The organism is Pantoea eucalypti (assembly GCF_009646115.1).
GTDB classification, from domain to species: Bacteria; Pseudomonadota; Gammaproteobacteria; order Enterobacterales; family Enterobacteriaceae; genus Pantoea; species Pantoea eucalypti.
In genome coordinates, this window is record NZ_CP045720.1 from 3,724,769 (window position 1) to 3,738,605 (window position 13,837).

Annotated in this window: 10 protein-coding genes; 5 read left to right on the forward strand and 5 right to left on the reverse strand. The window is 56.5% G+C overall.

Features of this window, described 5'->3' with window-relative positions; genetic code table 11:
- Window positions 1-37 precede the first annotated feature (37 nt).
- On the reverse strand, window positions 38-1,369 hold the full coding sequence (locus EE896_RS17425) for an extracellular solute-binding protein (RefSeq protein ID WP_003855662.1): 1,332 nt from the start codon (window positions 1,367-1,369) through the stop codon (window positions 38-40).
- 550 nt (window positions 1,370-1,919) lie between these two features.
- On the opposite strand from EE896_RS17425, the gene EE896_RS17430 reads away from it, so the two are divergent.
- Together EE896_RS17430 and EE896_RS17435 are read left to right on the forward strand one after the other, a co-directional pair.
- On the forward strand, window positions 1,920-2,519 hold the full coding sequence (locus tag EE896_RS17430) for a GNAT family N-acetyltransferase (protein ID WP_003855666.1): 600 nt from the start codon (window positions 1,920-1,922) through the stop codon (window positions 2,517-2,519).
- Between the two features lie 12 nt (window positions 2,520-2,531).
- Window positions 2,532-3,623, forward strand: a complete 1,092-nt coding sequence (locus tag EE896_RS17435; RefSeq protein ID WP_003855669.1) for an ABC transporter ATP-binding protein — start codon at window positions 2,532-2,534, stop codon at window positions 3,621-3,623.
- Window positions 3,624-3,681: 58 nt separating this feature from the next.
- Here the strand turns inward: EE896_RS17435 and EE896_RS17440 are convergent, their stop codons facing one another.
- Together EE896_RS17440 and EE896_RS17445 are read right to left on the reverse strand one after the other, a co-directional pair.
- The gene (locus EE896_RS17440) at window positions 3,682-4,800 is read right to left on the reverse strand and encodes an ROK family transcriptional regulator (protein WP_003855670.1); all 1,119 of its coding nucleotides are present in this window, start codon (window positions 4,798-4,800) and stop codon (window positions 3,682-3,684) included.
- 40 nt (window positions 4,801-4,840) lie between these two features.
- Window positions 4,841-5,725: a glucosamine kinase nucleotide-binding domain-containing protein gene (locus EE896_RS17445; protein ID WP_140916111.1), complete on the reverse strand. Its 885-nt coding sequence runs from the start codon at window positions 5,723-5,725 to the stop codon at window positions 4,841-4,843.
- Window positions 5,726-5,996: 271 nt separating this feature from the next.
- Between EE896_RS17445 and EE896_RS17450 the strand changes: the two genes are divergently transcribed.
- Window positions 5,997-7,154 (forward strand): Gfo/Idh/MocA family protein, encoded by a 1,158-nt coding sequence (locus EE896_RS17450; protein WP_003855673.1) that lies wholly within the window; start codon window positions 5,997-5,999, stop codon window positions 7,152-7,154.
- 459 nt (window positions 7,155-7,613) lie between these two features.
- On the opposite strand, the gene EE896_RS17455 is transcribed toward EE896_RS17450, so the two are convergent.
- The gene (locus tag EE896_RS17455) at window positions 7,614-8,861 is read right to left on the reverse strand and encodes an MFS transporter (RefSeq protein ID WP_003855675.1); all 1,248 of its coding nucleotides are present in this window, start codon (window positions 8,859-8,861) and stop codon (window positions 7,614-7,616) included.
- 401 nt (window positions 8,862-9,262) lie between these two features.
- On the opposite strand from EE896_RS17455, the gene EE896_RS17460 reads away from it, so the two are divergent.
- Window positions 9,263-9,862: a hypothetical protein gene (locus EE896_RS17460; protein ID WP_033763389.1), complete on the forward strand. Its 600-nt coding sequence runs from the start codon at window positions 9,263-9,265 to the stop codon at window positions 9,860-9,862.
- A 276-nt stretch (window positions 9,863-10,138) separates the two neighbouring features.
- A complete protein-coding gene (locus EE896_RS17465; protein WP_140916109.1) occupies window positions 10,139-12,529 on the forward strand; it encodes a glucose/quinate/shikimate family membrane-bound PQQ-dependent dehydrogenase in 2,391 nt (796 codons plus the stop codon).
- 55 nt (window positions 12,530-12,584) lie between these two features.
- Here EE896_RS17465 and EE896_RS17470 read toward each other — a convergent pair whose 3' ends face one another.
- Window positions 12,585-13,790 carry an MFS transporter gene (locus EE896_RS17470; protein WP_008926634.1) on the reverse strand — a complete coding sequence of 402 codons (1,206 nt, stop codon included), beginning with the start codon at window positions 13,788-13,790 and terminating at the stop codon, window positions 12,585-12,587.
- Window positions 13,791-13,837 lie beyond the last annotated feature (47 nt).

A 13,837-nucleotide genomic window follows, 5' to 3' on the forward strand; every position in this document is an offset into this window, starting at 1 on the left:
ACGATGCTCAGGCCCGGCTGTTCGCCGGGCCTCCGGCTTAATGCTTCAGGGTTTTCAGGTAACGCTGATAGTTGTTATCAAAATTCACCACCATCTGATCGGGGGTCTGACGACCCGCCAGCAGCAGCTGGACGTTCTGATTCAGCTCGGCGTTCATGGTCGGTGTTGCCCAGTCCACGTAGTGGCCTAAACCGTCGTAGTCGTTGAGCGTCAGCCAGACCTGATACGCTTCCGCCAGCAGCGGATTATCCGCTGGCATTTTGGCCGCTTTGTTCGTGCTGGCCGGCAGGAAGCCCACTTTCAGCCAGCGGTTCGCCATGGCATCAGAGACCATATAGTTGATGAACTTCGCTGCACCTTCCTGCTGATCTTTGCCTTTGGCGGTGCTGGTAATTGAGAACGCCAGATCGGTCCCGCCCACCATCAGCGGCTGTTTCACGCCTTCACCGGCAGGCATCGCGGCGAAGTGAATATCTTTGTTGTCTTTAAACTGGCCGAGATACCACGTGCCGCTGACCAGGAACGCAGCCTGACCGTTCTGGAACAGCGTCGCCGCATCGTCGTGACCAATGCCCTGGAAGCCAGGGAAGAAGTAGCCTTTGTCGGTCCAGCTCTTCATCATCGTGGCGGCATTGACCAGCTTGCTGTCTTTGAAGGTGCCGCCCACATCGTAAATCAGATTATCCAGCGTCTTGCGGTCATGGCTTTCAATCTGCGCCTGCCACAGCGTGCTAAGCAGTTGCTGGCCCATGTTGCCATCCAGCAGGCCGAGCATCATCGGCGCGGTGCCCTGCTGTTTCAGCTTCGCCATGGCACTCTCCAGCTCAGCCAGCGTTTTCGGCACCGCAATGCCCGCTTTGTCCAGCACCGCTTTGTTGTAATAGAGCCCGACCATTTCGCCCAGGCTGGCGATGCCATACAGCTTGCCGCTACCAAACTCGCCGCTGTCTGACCAGCGGTTACGTTTCAGAATCGAGTCCGGGAAGCGGGTAGTCCAGCCGTCGCTGGCGGCATAGCTATCGAGCGGCAGCAACAGCTTATCTTTAACCAGCGAACCCATATCGCCGCCGCCCTGGTTGACCTGGGCGATCTGCGGGCCATCACCGGCAGTCAGTGCCAGCTTCAGCGGAATACGGGTATCTTCAAAGGAGTGAACCGAGCGGTTAATCACGATGCCGGGATTCTGCTGTGAGAACTCTTTAATCCCTTCATCCACCGCAGCGGTCTGCTCAGGGTAGTTGTAGATATCCCACTCATTCAGAGTGACAGCAGCGTGGGCGGCATGAGAGACGCTGCCCGCCAGCAGGCCCGCTACCAGCAGCCGACCCACATTGCGAATTCGGAACGAACGAACGGAAGAAACAGACATTATGCTCACCTTCTTCAGACCAGGGTCGGCATCCTTTCATCTCACCGCCTGACATCCTGCAGGCTGCAGCCGCACACAAACGCACTCACTCATACTTACTTTAATAGAAAAATAAAGTCAAACAGCCTGCCGACCGAATTGTCAGGCTGTGAGCACGCGCAAATAAACAGTGACATGGCGTGAAAATCAGCACGCCGCGCTGGCATTTACACCATTAACCGTGGCGGCACGTCGCCAGCCACTTTTTCTGCAGCAGGAGATGCCAGAGGAATAATCGCAAAATAACGTCCTGATAAAACATATGAAAATCCTATCACGCTCACACTTTTCTCTTTTGACCGGCCGTGAATCTGCCGCCAGCCGCCCTGTTCCGGGCGTGTTGGCGATCACAGTTGTGCATCCCGATGCCGGTAAACATTGCCGAACCGCCTGCGTTAGTGCGATAAGGTAATTATTCTATCTTGAAAACTAAGTCCACTTTCATTAACGTAACTTTTACCTGCGGAGCTGTTCAATCCCTGACCGGTTCCCTCACTCACGAGAACTCACCATGGCGAATCAAGGTGTCATTCGTCCGGCCACACCGGCGGACTACCCGGCGCTCTACCGCATCTGCCTGGAAACAGCCGATGCGGGCGGCGATGCCCGCGCGCTCTACTCCGATCCTGACTATCCCGGCCAGCGTTTTGCCGTGCCCTATGCGCATTTTGCGCCGGACTTTGCTTTTGTACTGGAGCAGGACGGTGAGGTACAGGGTTACGTGGTCGCCGCGCCGGATACCCGCGCGTTTGAAGCGCAGCTTCAGGCCGAATGGTGGCCGCAGTTGCAGGAGAAATATCGCGATCGCAGCGCCAGTGCCCCGCTCGACAGCAAAGTGCTCGATTCGATACGCCATCCCGAGCAGGCCGCTGAGATCCTGGTGACGCAGTGGCCTGCTCATCTGCATATCAACCTGCTGCCGGCGGCACAGAAAGGCGGCTGGGGTCGCCGGATGATTGAGCATGAACTGGCGGCGCTCCGCGCTGCTGGCGTCAGTGGTGTTCATCTTGGCGTCAGCCTGCAGAACGAGCAGGTTTGTGCCTTCTATGCGCGCATGGGGTTTACCCCAATCATGCGCAGCAATGCCATCTACATGGGCCAGTTACTCTGAGTGAGGTAGCCGATGACCAGCCTGCGCTTGCAGAATGTGAAGAAGTCGTATGAACACGTCAATGTCATTCATGGCATCGATCTGACGATAAACAGTGGCGAATTTGTCGTGTTTGTTGGGCCATCTGGCTGCGGCAAGTCGACGCTGCTGCGGATGATCGCCGGGCTGGAGGAGATCAGCAGCGGGCAGTTGCTGATTGAGGAGCAGGACATGACACAGCAGCCCGCCACTGAGCGCGGCATTGCTATGGTGTTTCAGTCTTATGCGCTCTACCCCAACATGACGGTGCGCGGCAACCTGGCGTATCCGCTGGAGGTAATGAAAAAGTCCAAAGCGGAGATTAACGAGGCGATAGCCCAGACGGCCGCCCGCCTGCATCTCACCGAACTGCTCGACCGCCTGCCGCGTGCGCTCTCTGGCGGACAGCGACAGCGCGTGGCAATTGGCCGGGCGATTATCCGTCATCCGCGCATCTTCCTGTTTGATGAGCCACTCTCTAACCTTGATGCAGAGCTGCGCCTGCAGATGCGCATTGAGATTGCCCGGCTGCACGCCTCGCTTGGCAACACCATGATTTATGTCACCCACGATCAGCTGGAGGCAATGACGCTGGCTGACCGCATCGTGGTGCTGCGTCAGGGCCGCATTGAGCAGGTCGGTGCACCGCTGACGCTTTATCACGACCCGGATAATCTGTTTGTCGCCGGTTTTATCGGCTCACCAAAAATGAACTTTCTGCGGGCGGAAATCAGCGCCACGGGCGCGGGGGAAGTGCAACTGCGGGTGCCGGAACTGAAGATTGAGGGGCTGGTGCTGAAAATCGCCGCCGACTGCCGCGAGGGACAAACCGTCACGCTGGGCATTCGTCCTGAACATTTCCAGCCTGCCGCGCAGACGCCGGACGCATTGCGCTTTCACGGCGAGCTGGCTTATGGCGAGATGCTGGGTCATACCAACTATCTCTACCTGGATATCGGGCGTGAACAGATGCTGGTCGTGGAAGAGCGCGAGGCGACGACGCGCGAGCTCGGAACCCAGGTTGAACTGGGCTTTTCTGCCGCGCACTGCCTGCTGTTTGATGAGCAGGGACTGCGCCTGCGCTAAGAACGCGTGGAAACAAAAACGGGCGCCGCAGCGCCCGTTTTTTTATTTGAGAGATCACTCAGGTGACCGGCTCTTCATCGGCCTGCGCCGCCAGCAGATCAAGCAGCCGGTTGACGGCAAAACCCGCCGCACCCAGCGCCCACATCCGGTTCGATTCCGTCAGGAACTGCAGCGGCGTCATCTGTGGCGTCAGTTTAAGCCGGTAGGCCTGGAAGCTCTGAGTGATGTGATCGAGCAGAATGCGCGACGCCATGTGCGGCTCCATCGCCAGATAAACCACATCCGGATCGTAGGCCACTGACAGGTTCGCCAGCGAAATGCCCAGCTCACGTCCTGCTTCTTCCAGCACCGCCAGTACCTCAGGCGCAGGACGCTGATCCAGCGCCTGCAACGTGAGGCCTTCCACCGGTTCCTGCGCTGCAAGCCGCTGCAGAATGGCACGCGATGAGGCGACATCCTCCAGCAGACGCAGCGAGCCGTCCCCCACCAGCCCATTGCCAATCTCGCCCGCTTTGCCGTGACGACCACGGTAGAGTTGACGATTCAGGATGATGCCCGCACCAATCCCTTTGCCATAGGTGGCGATCACCGCCGACTGTGCATTGCCAAGCTGACCAAACACCAGCGCCGCCATTGCCATCGCGTTGGCGTCGTTCTCGATAAATACCGGCAGTGAGAAACGTTCTTCCAGCAGACGCGCAATCGGGACGTTGTCCCAGTCGAGCACTTTAGAGCGAATGCAGTAGCCATTTTCAGCATCCACCAGACCCGACAGTGCCAGACCAATCGCACCCACCCGCTTCTCCTCCACGCCGCGCAGGAATTTCGCCAGCGCATCGCCAAGCTGGCGGGGTGTCAGCGTGCCTGTGGGCATCTGCTGTTCGCCCAGCAGATTGCCGCTGAGATCGGTCATGACGATAAGATTACGTTCTGCATTGAGCTGAATGCCAATCACGCTGGCGCGATCGGGATTGAGGCCCAGCAGGGTTTTTGGCCGCCCCATTGATACGCGACGCAGCCCCAGCTCCTGCACAATCTCCTGCGCCAGCAGGCGATTAGTGGCCTGCGACACGGTCGACATGCTGAGTCCGCTTCGGACTTTCAGGTCTGACTGGCTGATCGGCGCATTTTCAACAATCAACCGCAGAATGCGCGCGGTTACGTTGGGAGCGGTCATAAGTTCCTCGGGTTATCTGGCGGAAGAAGCTCCGCCAGCGTCAGATCGGTAATCGGACAGGCGCCAGCTGCTGCACCAGTATCAGCGCGCCGCTCAGGGCATCGCCCTGCGGCGTCACCAGCCGGGCCTGAATATCGTCGTCCAGCCAGCGCTGAATCGGCGTGGCCAGGCCACCCATCAGCGCCACCCGCCCGCTGCTCAGCGCAATCAGACGGCGCACCATCAGGCCGATATCGGCGGCAGTCTGATGCAGCAGATCCTGAGCGTGACGATCGCCTGCGTCGGCGGCTGCAAAAATTCGCGGCACTACGCGGGCCCAGTCTGCAGGCGTCGCTGAGCGCGTCCAGAGCAGCATGGTTTCCGGGCTGTCGTCAAACTGCGTCATCAGCTGCTGTGTAAAGGCGCTCTGTGGAATGATCGCCTCATGGGCCAGCAGCGCCAGACGCAGTGCACGACGACCCAGCTCAGCACCCGATCCCTGATCAGAGAGGGCAAAGCCCCAGCCACCCAGCAATGTAAACTGCTCGCCATCCCACGCGGCTCCCTGACTGCCGGTGCCGATAATAAAGACAGCGCCCGGTGCGCCGGAATGTGCGCCCGCACAGGCGATTTCCACATCGCTGACCACCTGTAACGCCGCACAGGCAGGCTGCCAGCTGGCAAGCCTTGCCTGCACCGAGGCGACATTGGCCCCCGCTAATCCGGCAACCAGCGCGGTCTGCGCCAGAGCCTCCGGGGCTAATCCCGCGTGTGACAATATCCGGTCAATCAGTTGCCCGACGCAGGTCAGCGCCGCGTCGTAATCTGACCAGACGTTAGCTGGACCGCCAGTGGCTTCCGCCAGCACACGGCCCTGCAGGTCGGTTAACCGCGCACGACACTGTGTACCGCCGCCATCAATGCCAAGGAGATAGTGTGGTTGCACGCGCTTCCTTCCCTGATTAAGGGTTATAGCCATAATGAGCGAACGATAGGATAAAAAAACTTAAATCGCAATAACAAATAAATATGGCAAAAACATATCGACACTTTTCCCTTAATTTACATGGTTATAACAAAAATCACCCTCGCAAAATGCGCAGCACGTTATTGACATTAGTTTTTCTGTCGTAATAAGTTGGTGGTCAGATTATCAACAGGCGCGTCCGGACACAGGCGGGCTATGCATCATCCGATTTCAGGAGCAGGGGTTTAACATGAAAGTAGGCATTATCGGTCTCGGCTTTCGTCTGTCCCACGTGATCAAAGAGTTCAGCAAAGCCGACGACGCCTTCTCGGTAGTGGGTTATTACGATCCGGCGCCCGCCGGACTGCCTAATCTGCACAGCTTTGGTATCGCGCCCGGCCAGTCCTTTGCGTCCATCGACGCGCTGCTTGAACACGGCGGAATGGATGTGGTGCTGGTTGGCTCACCCAACTTCCTGCATCTGGAACATGTGGGTCAGGCGCTGGCGGCGGGCTACACCGTGTTTACCGAAAAGCCGGTGGTGATTAATGAAGAGCAGACCATGGAGATGGCGAAACTGGTGCGCCAGTATGGCGAGGCACGCATTCTGGTTGGTCTGGTGCTGCGTTACTCCCCGCTCTATCACGATCTGCTGGCGGCACGCGATGCCGGACAGTTGGGTGAGATCACCTCGATCGAGGCGACAGAACATATCAAGCCTTACCACGGCGCATTCTTCCAGCGCGACTGGCGACGTCTGGAGAAGTACGCCGGTCCCTATATTCTGGAAAAATGTTGCCACGACATCGACCTCTACCAGGGGCTGTTACAGGAGCGTCCGATCCGCGTCGCCAGCTTTGGTGGCCGGAAATCCTTTACCCCCGCGCATGCGCCGCAGGGTGCGATCACCGCGGAGTCAGAGCTCTACCACGTGAAACCCAGCGGCTGGTCGAGCACCGACGCCGTCTTCGACAGCGACGCTGATATCGTCGACTACCAGACTGCCCTGATTGAGTACGAAGGCGGCGCAACACTCGCCTTCCACGCCAACCTGAACGTGCCGGATGAGTTCCGCCGTTTCTGTGTCATGGGCACTGACGGCATGGCGGAAGGCGACTTCGTACGAAACTACTTCCGTGTACATAACGCGCGCAGCGGTGAGAAAGAGGTCGACACCGCCTACAGCGGCAACGCTTATGATGGCCACTACGGCGCAGATGCGCTGATGGCCGAAGAGATCGTTAAACATATTAAACAGGGAACACCGCTGAAAGTTTCAGTCGTGGACGCGCTGGAAGCGGGCCTCACCGCCATAAAAATCGATGAGGCGCGCAAAACCCGCAGCGTAGTGGATATGCGTGAAAGCTGGCAAACATTTGACGCCAACCTGGGAAAAACCGGGGCCTGATAGCCCCATCCTGCGGGTCAGCCTCCCCCTCTGATCCCGGGATTTGAATGGCAGTATGACTGGTAACTTCCTGTACTGGCCTTCGGGCCAGTTACAACCTCTGTACTGAGCCAGCTAATAAAACCTGCGCCTGCGACCACGCACTCACCGCACAAATCCCCACAACCAGCCAAACAAACCGCTCCTCAGCCCGAGGAAACTTACGCACTTATAGTGATGGGAGCATACGCCTGTAGAAAAGCATCGCGCCGCCCGGATAAAAACGCCGGGAGCGTTTTTGAACAACGCAACGCGTTGGACCGGCAACGGGCGCACCTCAGGGATGAGGTGCGTAATCGCCCTCGCTGAGCCTGCAAGGGATGGCGCTTTTGCGTCTGTGCGAAAGGCGTATGTTCCCTGAGCGTGCACCGCAGACCATAACCGCACACATCTCCTCAGCCAACCCAACCCGCTACAACGCTAGTCCTGAACCGGATCCACCTCATTCTCAAGCTTCTGACGCCGCCGCAGATGCGGAAACAACTTCATCCACAACGCCACCACAATCAGCGTACCGATGCCGCCAATTGCTGCCGCAGGTGCTGCGCCCACCCAGGCGGCCAGCAACCCCGACTCAAATTCACCCAGCTGATTCGAGGTATTAATAAATATCGCGTTAACCGCATTCACCCGCCCGCGCATGGTATCCGGCGTATCCAGCTGCACCAGCGCACCGCGAATCACCATACTCACCATATCAAAGCCGCCGAGCGCGCAAAGCGCCAGCAGTGACAGCCAGAGTTGCGTGGAAAGCGCGAATAGCAGGGTCGCAACGCCAAAGCCCGCGACGGAGCCAAACATAATCATCCCGACATGTTTTTCCAGTTTATGACGGCTCAGCCAGATACCCACCAGCAACGCCCCCACCGATGGCGCACCGCGCAACATCCCCAGCCCCCAGGGCCCGGTGTGCAGAATATCTTTGGCAAAAATCGGCAGCAGCGCCGTCGCGCCGCCCAGTAACACCGCGAACAGATCGAGTGAAATCACCCCAAGCACATCTTTACGGTCACGGATAAAGTGAATACCGGCAAACAGATTCTTTAAATTCATTGGCAAACGGGCCTGCACCGGGCGCTCATAGCGCAGCAGACTCACCAGCGTCAGCGAAATCAGATAAAAGAGTCCGGAAACGCCATACACCACATGCGGGCCAGCAACATAAAGCAGCCCGCCAAGCGTTGGCCCGACAATCACTGCCGCCTGCCCGCCAACTGAATTCATCGCCATGGCACGTGCCAGAATCGAAGGAGGCACCAGTGAGGGCAACATCGAAGACATCGCCGGCCACTCCAGCGCTTTTGCCACCGCAATCATAAAGACCAGCCCCCAAAGCGCGGTCTTATCGGCAGTATGAAATAAGGTAAGTACCACTAATGCCAGCAGTGCGACAAATTCCACCAGTTGGCCGAACAGGACGATGCGCCGCCGGTCATACTGATCCGCCAGATGACCCGCTGGCAGCGCCAGCAACACCGACGGCAGAAACTGCATCAGGCCAATCATCCCTAACGCCATTGCGCTGTTGGTCAGCGCATAGATCTGCCAGCTGATCGCCACCGAGAACATCTGAAAACCAAATGATGAGCAGGTGCGCGCCAGCCAGAAGGCGACAAAAGTCCGATGTCGCCACAGCGACTCTTCCGCTGCGGATGCCATAAATCCCATGTCTTATCCCAAATCAGGTGAGAAAACCCGCGTCGTTGCGCGGTGTTATTGGTGTAAATGTTGACGATACCCGGTTAACAGACCCGGATGAGAGCGCAGGGCCTGCGGCTCCAGCCATGTCTTACTGCGCAATACACTGCATTACTTTGCAGTAACGGTGTGTCAGCCCCATCCTGATTATTAACAACCTATTGATACCGACCATTGAATATATTCCAGCACATCATCAGATACCAAAGGAATTATCATCTCACTGTTAATAGGTATATTTACTTTCTAATCCAACAAAAGGGTGATTTGGATTATGCAGTTGATCTATATTTATTCACGCGTTTAAAAAAATGCGATTTTTTATATGCTTAATTATCAATAAATCCTTTTTATTGCATTTCGTAGAGATAATGAAAAACAGTTTATATAACCCTTATGTTACTGAACCTATTCATCACGTTAAGCGTAATGTCACAGGCATTTGCTATAGCGTGCCTTATCTTGAGCAAAACCAGGACCGCGGAAATATACTTAATACAAACAACATTGTTTCATTGCACAACAAAATTGCAAGTGAAGAAGCATTAATGATTGTTCCGGTTGGCGATATTCGTTTGCAGGAAATGATCGCGATTCCGGACGCCTATGCACATTTACAAAATGAGCGCGTCCGGATTGGAATAAATTATTCCAGCTTAGCTGCGAACAGTGCGTCACTGCTTGAATTAACAACGAAATTTGATTTCTGGCTTTATGATTTTGCACCGCCGGGAGCAGACTGGCGACTACTTGAATCCTTTCCTTTTTCAGGTATTGTTTTAACTGAATCGTTCTTCAGTGATAATTACGAAAAATTTACCTTTCCCTTTTTTATGGCGACATTCCGTGAAAAAGGTGCAGAGGTCATCGTGCGATGTCATACGCCACCTTTAACCGCTGAACAGTTTACTGAGATAAACATCAGCGGCTGGCAACAGCAACGCTCGGATGGCGATCTTATTAGCGGCTGATTCACAAATCCTGCCTTCCGGCGTTAAGGGCACATGGCGGTGCGCTTAACGTCCTTTAATCCCTCATAAAATGTCGTATTACTCCAATTGTTAAGCGCTTTAAGCTAAAAAAATCAAACCTCGATCTAATTTTGCTATAACATTTAACACAAAGGGACCGTCTGTCTTATCGGAAGAGATACTCAAGAACACCTTTAATCATTTGTACTTGATAACTGGAAACAGCCTATCTGGTTGTTTTCGTGTGTTTTATGGCAACGAAACGAGGTCGATATTATGGGGAAAAACTCCTCATCTTTTGGCGTAATTCGTTTCCTGACAGTACTGTTCGCAGTGCTGACGGGCGCGTTTATGCTGATTGGCGGTGGCTGGTTAGCCGCCATTGGTGGTTCCTGGTATTACGTTTTCGGCGGTGTGATTATGCTTATCACCGCTTATCTGCTTTCCCGTCGCAAAAGCACCGCGCTGGTTCTTTATGCGCTGCTGCTGATCGGCACCCTGATTTGGGGCGTGTGGGAAGTGGGTACCGACTTCTGGGCACTGGCACCACGCACTGATGTGCTGGTGATCTTCGGTGTCTGGCTGATCCTGCCGTTTGTTTATCGCAGCTTCAATGCCGGCAGCAAAGCGGCACTGGGTTCGATGGCTGTCGCGCTGATTGCCAGTGCCATCGTGCTGGCTTATGCGGTATTCAACGATCCGCAGGTTATCAACGGGTCTGTACCAGAAACCGCTGACAACGCTCCGCAGGCTACGCCGCTGAGCAACATCCCGGATGCTGACTGGCCCGCGTATGCGCGCGATCAGCAGGGAACCCGTTTCTCGCCGCTGAAGCAGATTAATCACCAGAATGTGAAAGAGTTGCAGGTTGCCTGGCAGTTCCAGACAGGCGACATGAAAACCCCTAACGATCCGGGTGAAATCACCGACGAAGTGACCCCGATTAAAATCCGCGACACGCTTTATCTCTGTTCGCCACACCAGATTCTGTTTGCGCTGGATGCGGCAACCGGTAAGCAGAAGTGGAAGTTCGATCCGGGCATGAAGGTGAACCCAACCTTCCAGCACGTGACCTGTCGCGGTGTTTCTTACCACGAATTGCCGGCAGCAGCCGATGCCGCGAACACTCAGCCTGCTATCTGCTCACGTCGTATTTATCTGCCTGTGAACGATGGCCGTCTGTTTGCGCTGGACGCAGAGACTGGCGAACGCTGCCCGTCCTTTGGTGTCAACGGCGAGCTGGATCTCCAGCATAAACAGCCTGTCACCACAGCGGGTATGTACGAGCCAACTTCTCCGCCGGTGATTACCAATACCACCATCGTGATGGCGGGTGCGGTTACCGATAACTTCTCGACTCGCGAGCCATCAGGCGTGATTCGTGGCTTTGATGTGAATACCGGCAAACTGCTGTGGGTATTTGATCCCGGCGCGAAAGACCCGAATGCTATTCCGGCTGATGAACACACCTTCACCATGAACTCTCCGAACTCATGGGCCCCGGCAGTTTACGATCCCAAACTGGATACCGTTTACCTGCCGATGGGTGTGACCACGCCGGATATCTGGGGCGGCAACCGCACGCCAGAGCAGGAACGTTATGCGAGCAGCGTATTGGCCCTGAACGCCACGACCGGTAAGCTGGTCTGGTCTTATCAGACCGTGCATCACGACCTGTGGGATATGGATCTGCCGTCTCAGCCGACACTGGCTGATATCACCGATAAAGATGGCAACACCGTACCGGTTGTTTACGCGCCAGCCAAAACCGGCAATATCTTTGTGCTGGATCGTCGCACCGGCAAGCCAGTAGTTCCCGCGCCAGAAACGCCAGTGCCACAGGGTGCCGCTAAAGGCGACCATGTTGCTGCCACTCAGCCCTACTCTGAGCTGACCTTCCGTCCGAAACAGAACCTGACGGACAAGGACATGTGGGGCGCGACGATGTTCGACCAGCTGGTGTGCCGCGTGATCTTCAAGCGTCTGCGCTATGAAGGTCCGTTCACGCCGCCATCTGAGCAGGGCACGCTGGTCTTCCCGGGTAACCTCGGTATGTTCGAATGGGGCGGCATCGCAGTCGATCCTAATCGTCAGATCGCGATTGCTAACCCAATGGCGCTGCCGTTTGTCTCTAAGCTGGTTCCACGTGGCCCGGGCAACCCGATTGAGCCGCCGAAAGGTGCTGAGGGTGGTTCAGGTACGGAAACCGGTATTCAGCCACAGTATGGCGTGCCGTATGGCGTCGAGCTGAACCCGTTCCTGTCACCGTTTGGTCTGCCTTGCAAACAGCCTGCCTGGGGTTATGTCTCCGCGGTGGATCTAAAAACCAACAACGTTGTCTGGAAACAGCGTATCGGTACCGTTCGCGACAGCGCACCGGTTCCGCTGCCGTTCAAAATGGGTATGCCAATGTTGGGTGGTCCTGTCACCACCGCGGGCAAGGTATTCTTCATTGGAGCGACCGCAGATAACTACCTGCGTGCTTTCAGCACCGATACCGGCGAACTGCTCTGGGAAGCACGTCTGCCAGCAGGCGGCCAGGCGACGCCGATGACCTATGAAGTGAATGGCAAGCAGTACGTTGTCATCGCGGCGGGTGGTCATGGCTCATTTGGTACCAAGCTGGGTGACTATGTGATTGCCTATGCATTACCTGATCAGAAGTAATTCACTGGAAAGTGAATAACAAAAGGCGGACTCCGGTCCGCCTTTTTTGATCGCGCTATTTCTGCATTCCGCGCCAGTTAAGCCACGCGCAAAATAACATTACTCCGCAGGTTGCCAGAAAAACGGGTCGCATCCCAAACGCACCGCCGATCACCCCACCAAACAACGGGCCGCTCACCTGGCCGATATATTGCGCCGAGGTCGAATACCCCAGCATCCGCCCCACCTGTGAAGCCGGCACGTTATGGCGGATAATCGCCGTGATGCACGGCATCAATCCGCCCAGGGCCATCCCCATCAGAAAACGTAATAACACCAGTTGCCAGGCTGCCGTGATAAATGCCTGTGGAATCAGCAGCAGCCCGCTGATTACCAGACCGCCGGTCAGTACCCGCCAGTGCCCCACCCGATCGGCCAGACGACCCAGTCGGGGTGCCGCCAGGATCGTGCCCAGCGCCGCAGCAGACATCACCAGTCCGGCTACCACTGTGACCTGATGGTCACCCCGCACAAACTCGCCCACATAGAGCGTGATAATCGGCTCAATCGACATGCTGGCGAAAATCAGCAACATGCCCGAGAGCCACATCAGCCGCACCAGATTGTGGTTAACCGGCTGCTCTGCAGGCAGCTGTTGCGGATTGCCGCGCGACGTCGCCGCAGCACGCGGCAACTCCCTGAGTAAAAATGTGGTGGCGAGGAAAGCGAGAAAAATCACCGCGCCCGTCAACCAGAAAGTCTGACGGATGCCAATCAGCGGCGGCAAGACGCCCCCTAGCAGCGGCCCGACCACGTTGCCCGCCATAATGCCCGAGGAGAGGATGCCCAGCGCCCAGCCGGTCTGCGCTTTTGGGGTTTGCGCTGCCACCAGAATGGTCGATCCCGAGGCGTAGCCGCCCAGCAGCCCCGCCAGCAGGCGCAGCGCCACCAGTTGCCACGGCGCCGTCGCCATGCCAATCAGCGACATCGCAATCGCCATTCCGAGACTGGCCCGAATCAGCATCAGTTTACGACCATAACGATCAGCCAGCCGGCCCCACAGCGGTGCCGTCAGCGCGGCGCTGAAAAAGGTTGCGCCATAGGCCAGCCCGGACCAGCGGGCAATAGCCGCAGGCTGCTCAACACCCAGTTGCTGAATATAGAGCGGCAGAAACGGCAGCAGCAGCGTCATCGCCACGATAGTGGTAAAAGAGCCAGCGACGCAGACTGCTAAATTCCGTTTCCAGTGTTGAAACTCTGCCGTTTCGGGTAACTGTTGCATGGTGATATCCGTTGAATGATCAGGGATACAGGCTAACCGGAGTCGCA

What these genes read in the sequence shown, in the direction of transcription:
- EE896_RS17425 (WP_003855662.1), bottom strand. Translation starts at nt 1,369, where the DNA reads ATGTCTGTTTCTTCCGTTCGTTCGTTCCGAATTCGCAATGTGGGTCGG.
- EE896_RS17470 (WP_008926634.1), bottom strand. Translation starts at nt 13,790, where the DNA reads ATGCAACAGTTACCCGAAACGGCAGAGTTTCAACACTGGAAACGGAAT.
- EE896_RS17465 (WP_140916109.1), top strand. Translation starts at nt 10,139, where the DNA reads ATGGGGAAAAACTCCTCATCTTTTGGCGTAATTCGTTTCCTGACAGTA.
- EE896_RS17430 (WP_003855666.1), top strand. Translation starts at nt 1,920, where the DNA reads ATGGCGAATCAAGGTGTCATTCGTCCGGCCACACCGGCGGACTACCCG.
- EE896_RS17460 (WP_033763389.1), top strand. Translation starts at nt 9,263, where the DNA reads ATGAAAAACAGTTTATATAACCCTTATGTTACTGAACCTATTCATCAC.
- EE896_RS17435 (WP_003855669.1), top strand. Translation starts at nt 2,532, where the DNA reads ATGACCAGCCTGCGCTTGCAGAATGTGAAGAAGTCGTATGAACACGTC.
- EE896_RS17440 (WP_003855670.1), bottom strand. Translation starts at nt 4,800, where the DNA reads ATGACCGCTCCCAACGTAACCGCGCGCATTCTGCGGTTGATTGTTGAA.
- EE896_RS17455 (WP_003855675.1), bottom strand. Translation starts at nt 8,861, where the DNA reads ATGGGATTTATGGCATCCGCAGCGGAAGAGTCGCTGTGGCGACATCGG.
- EE896_RS17450 (WP_003855673.1), top strand. Translation starts at nt 5,997, where the DNA reads ATGAAAGTAGGCATTATCGGTCTCGGCTTTCGTCTGTCCCACGTGATC.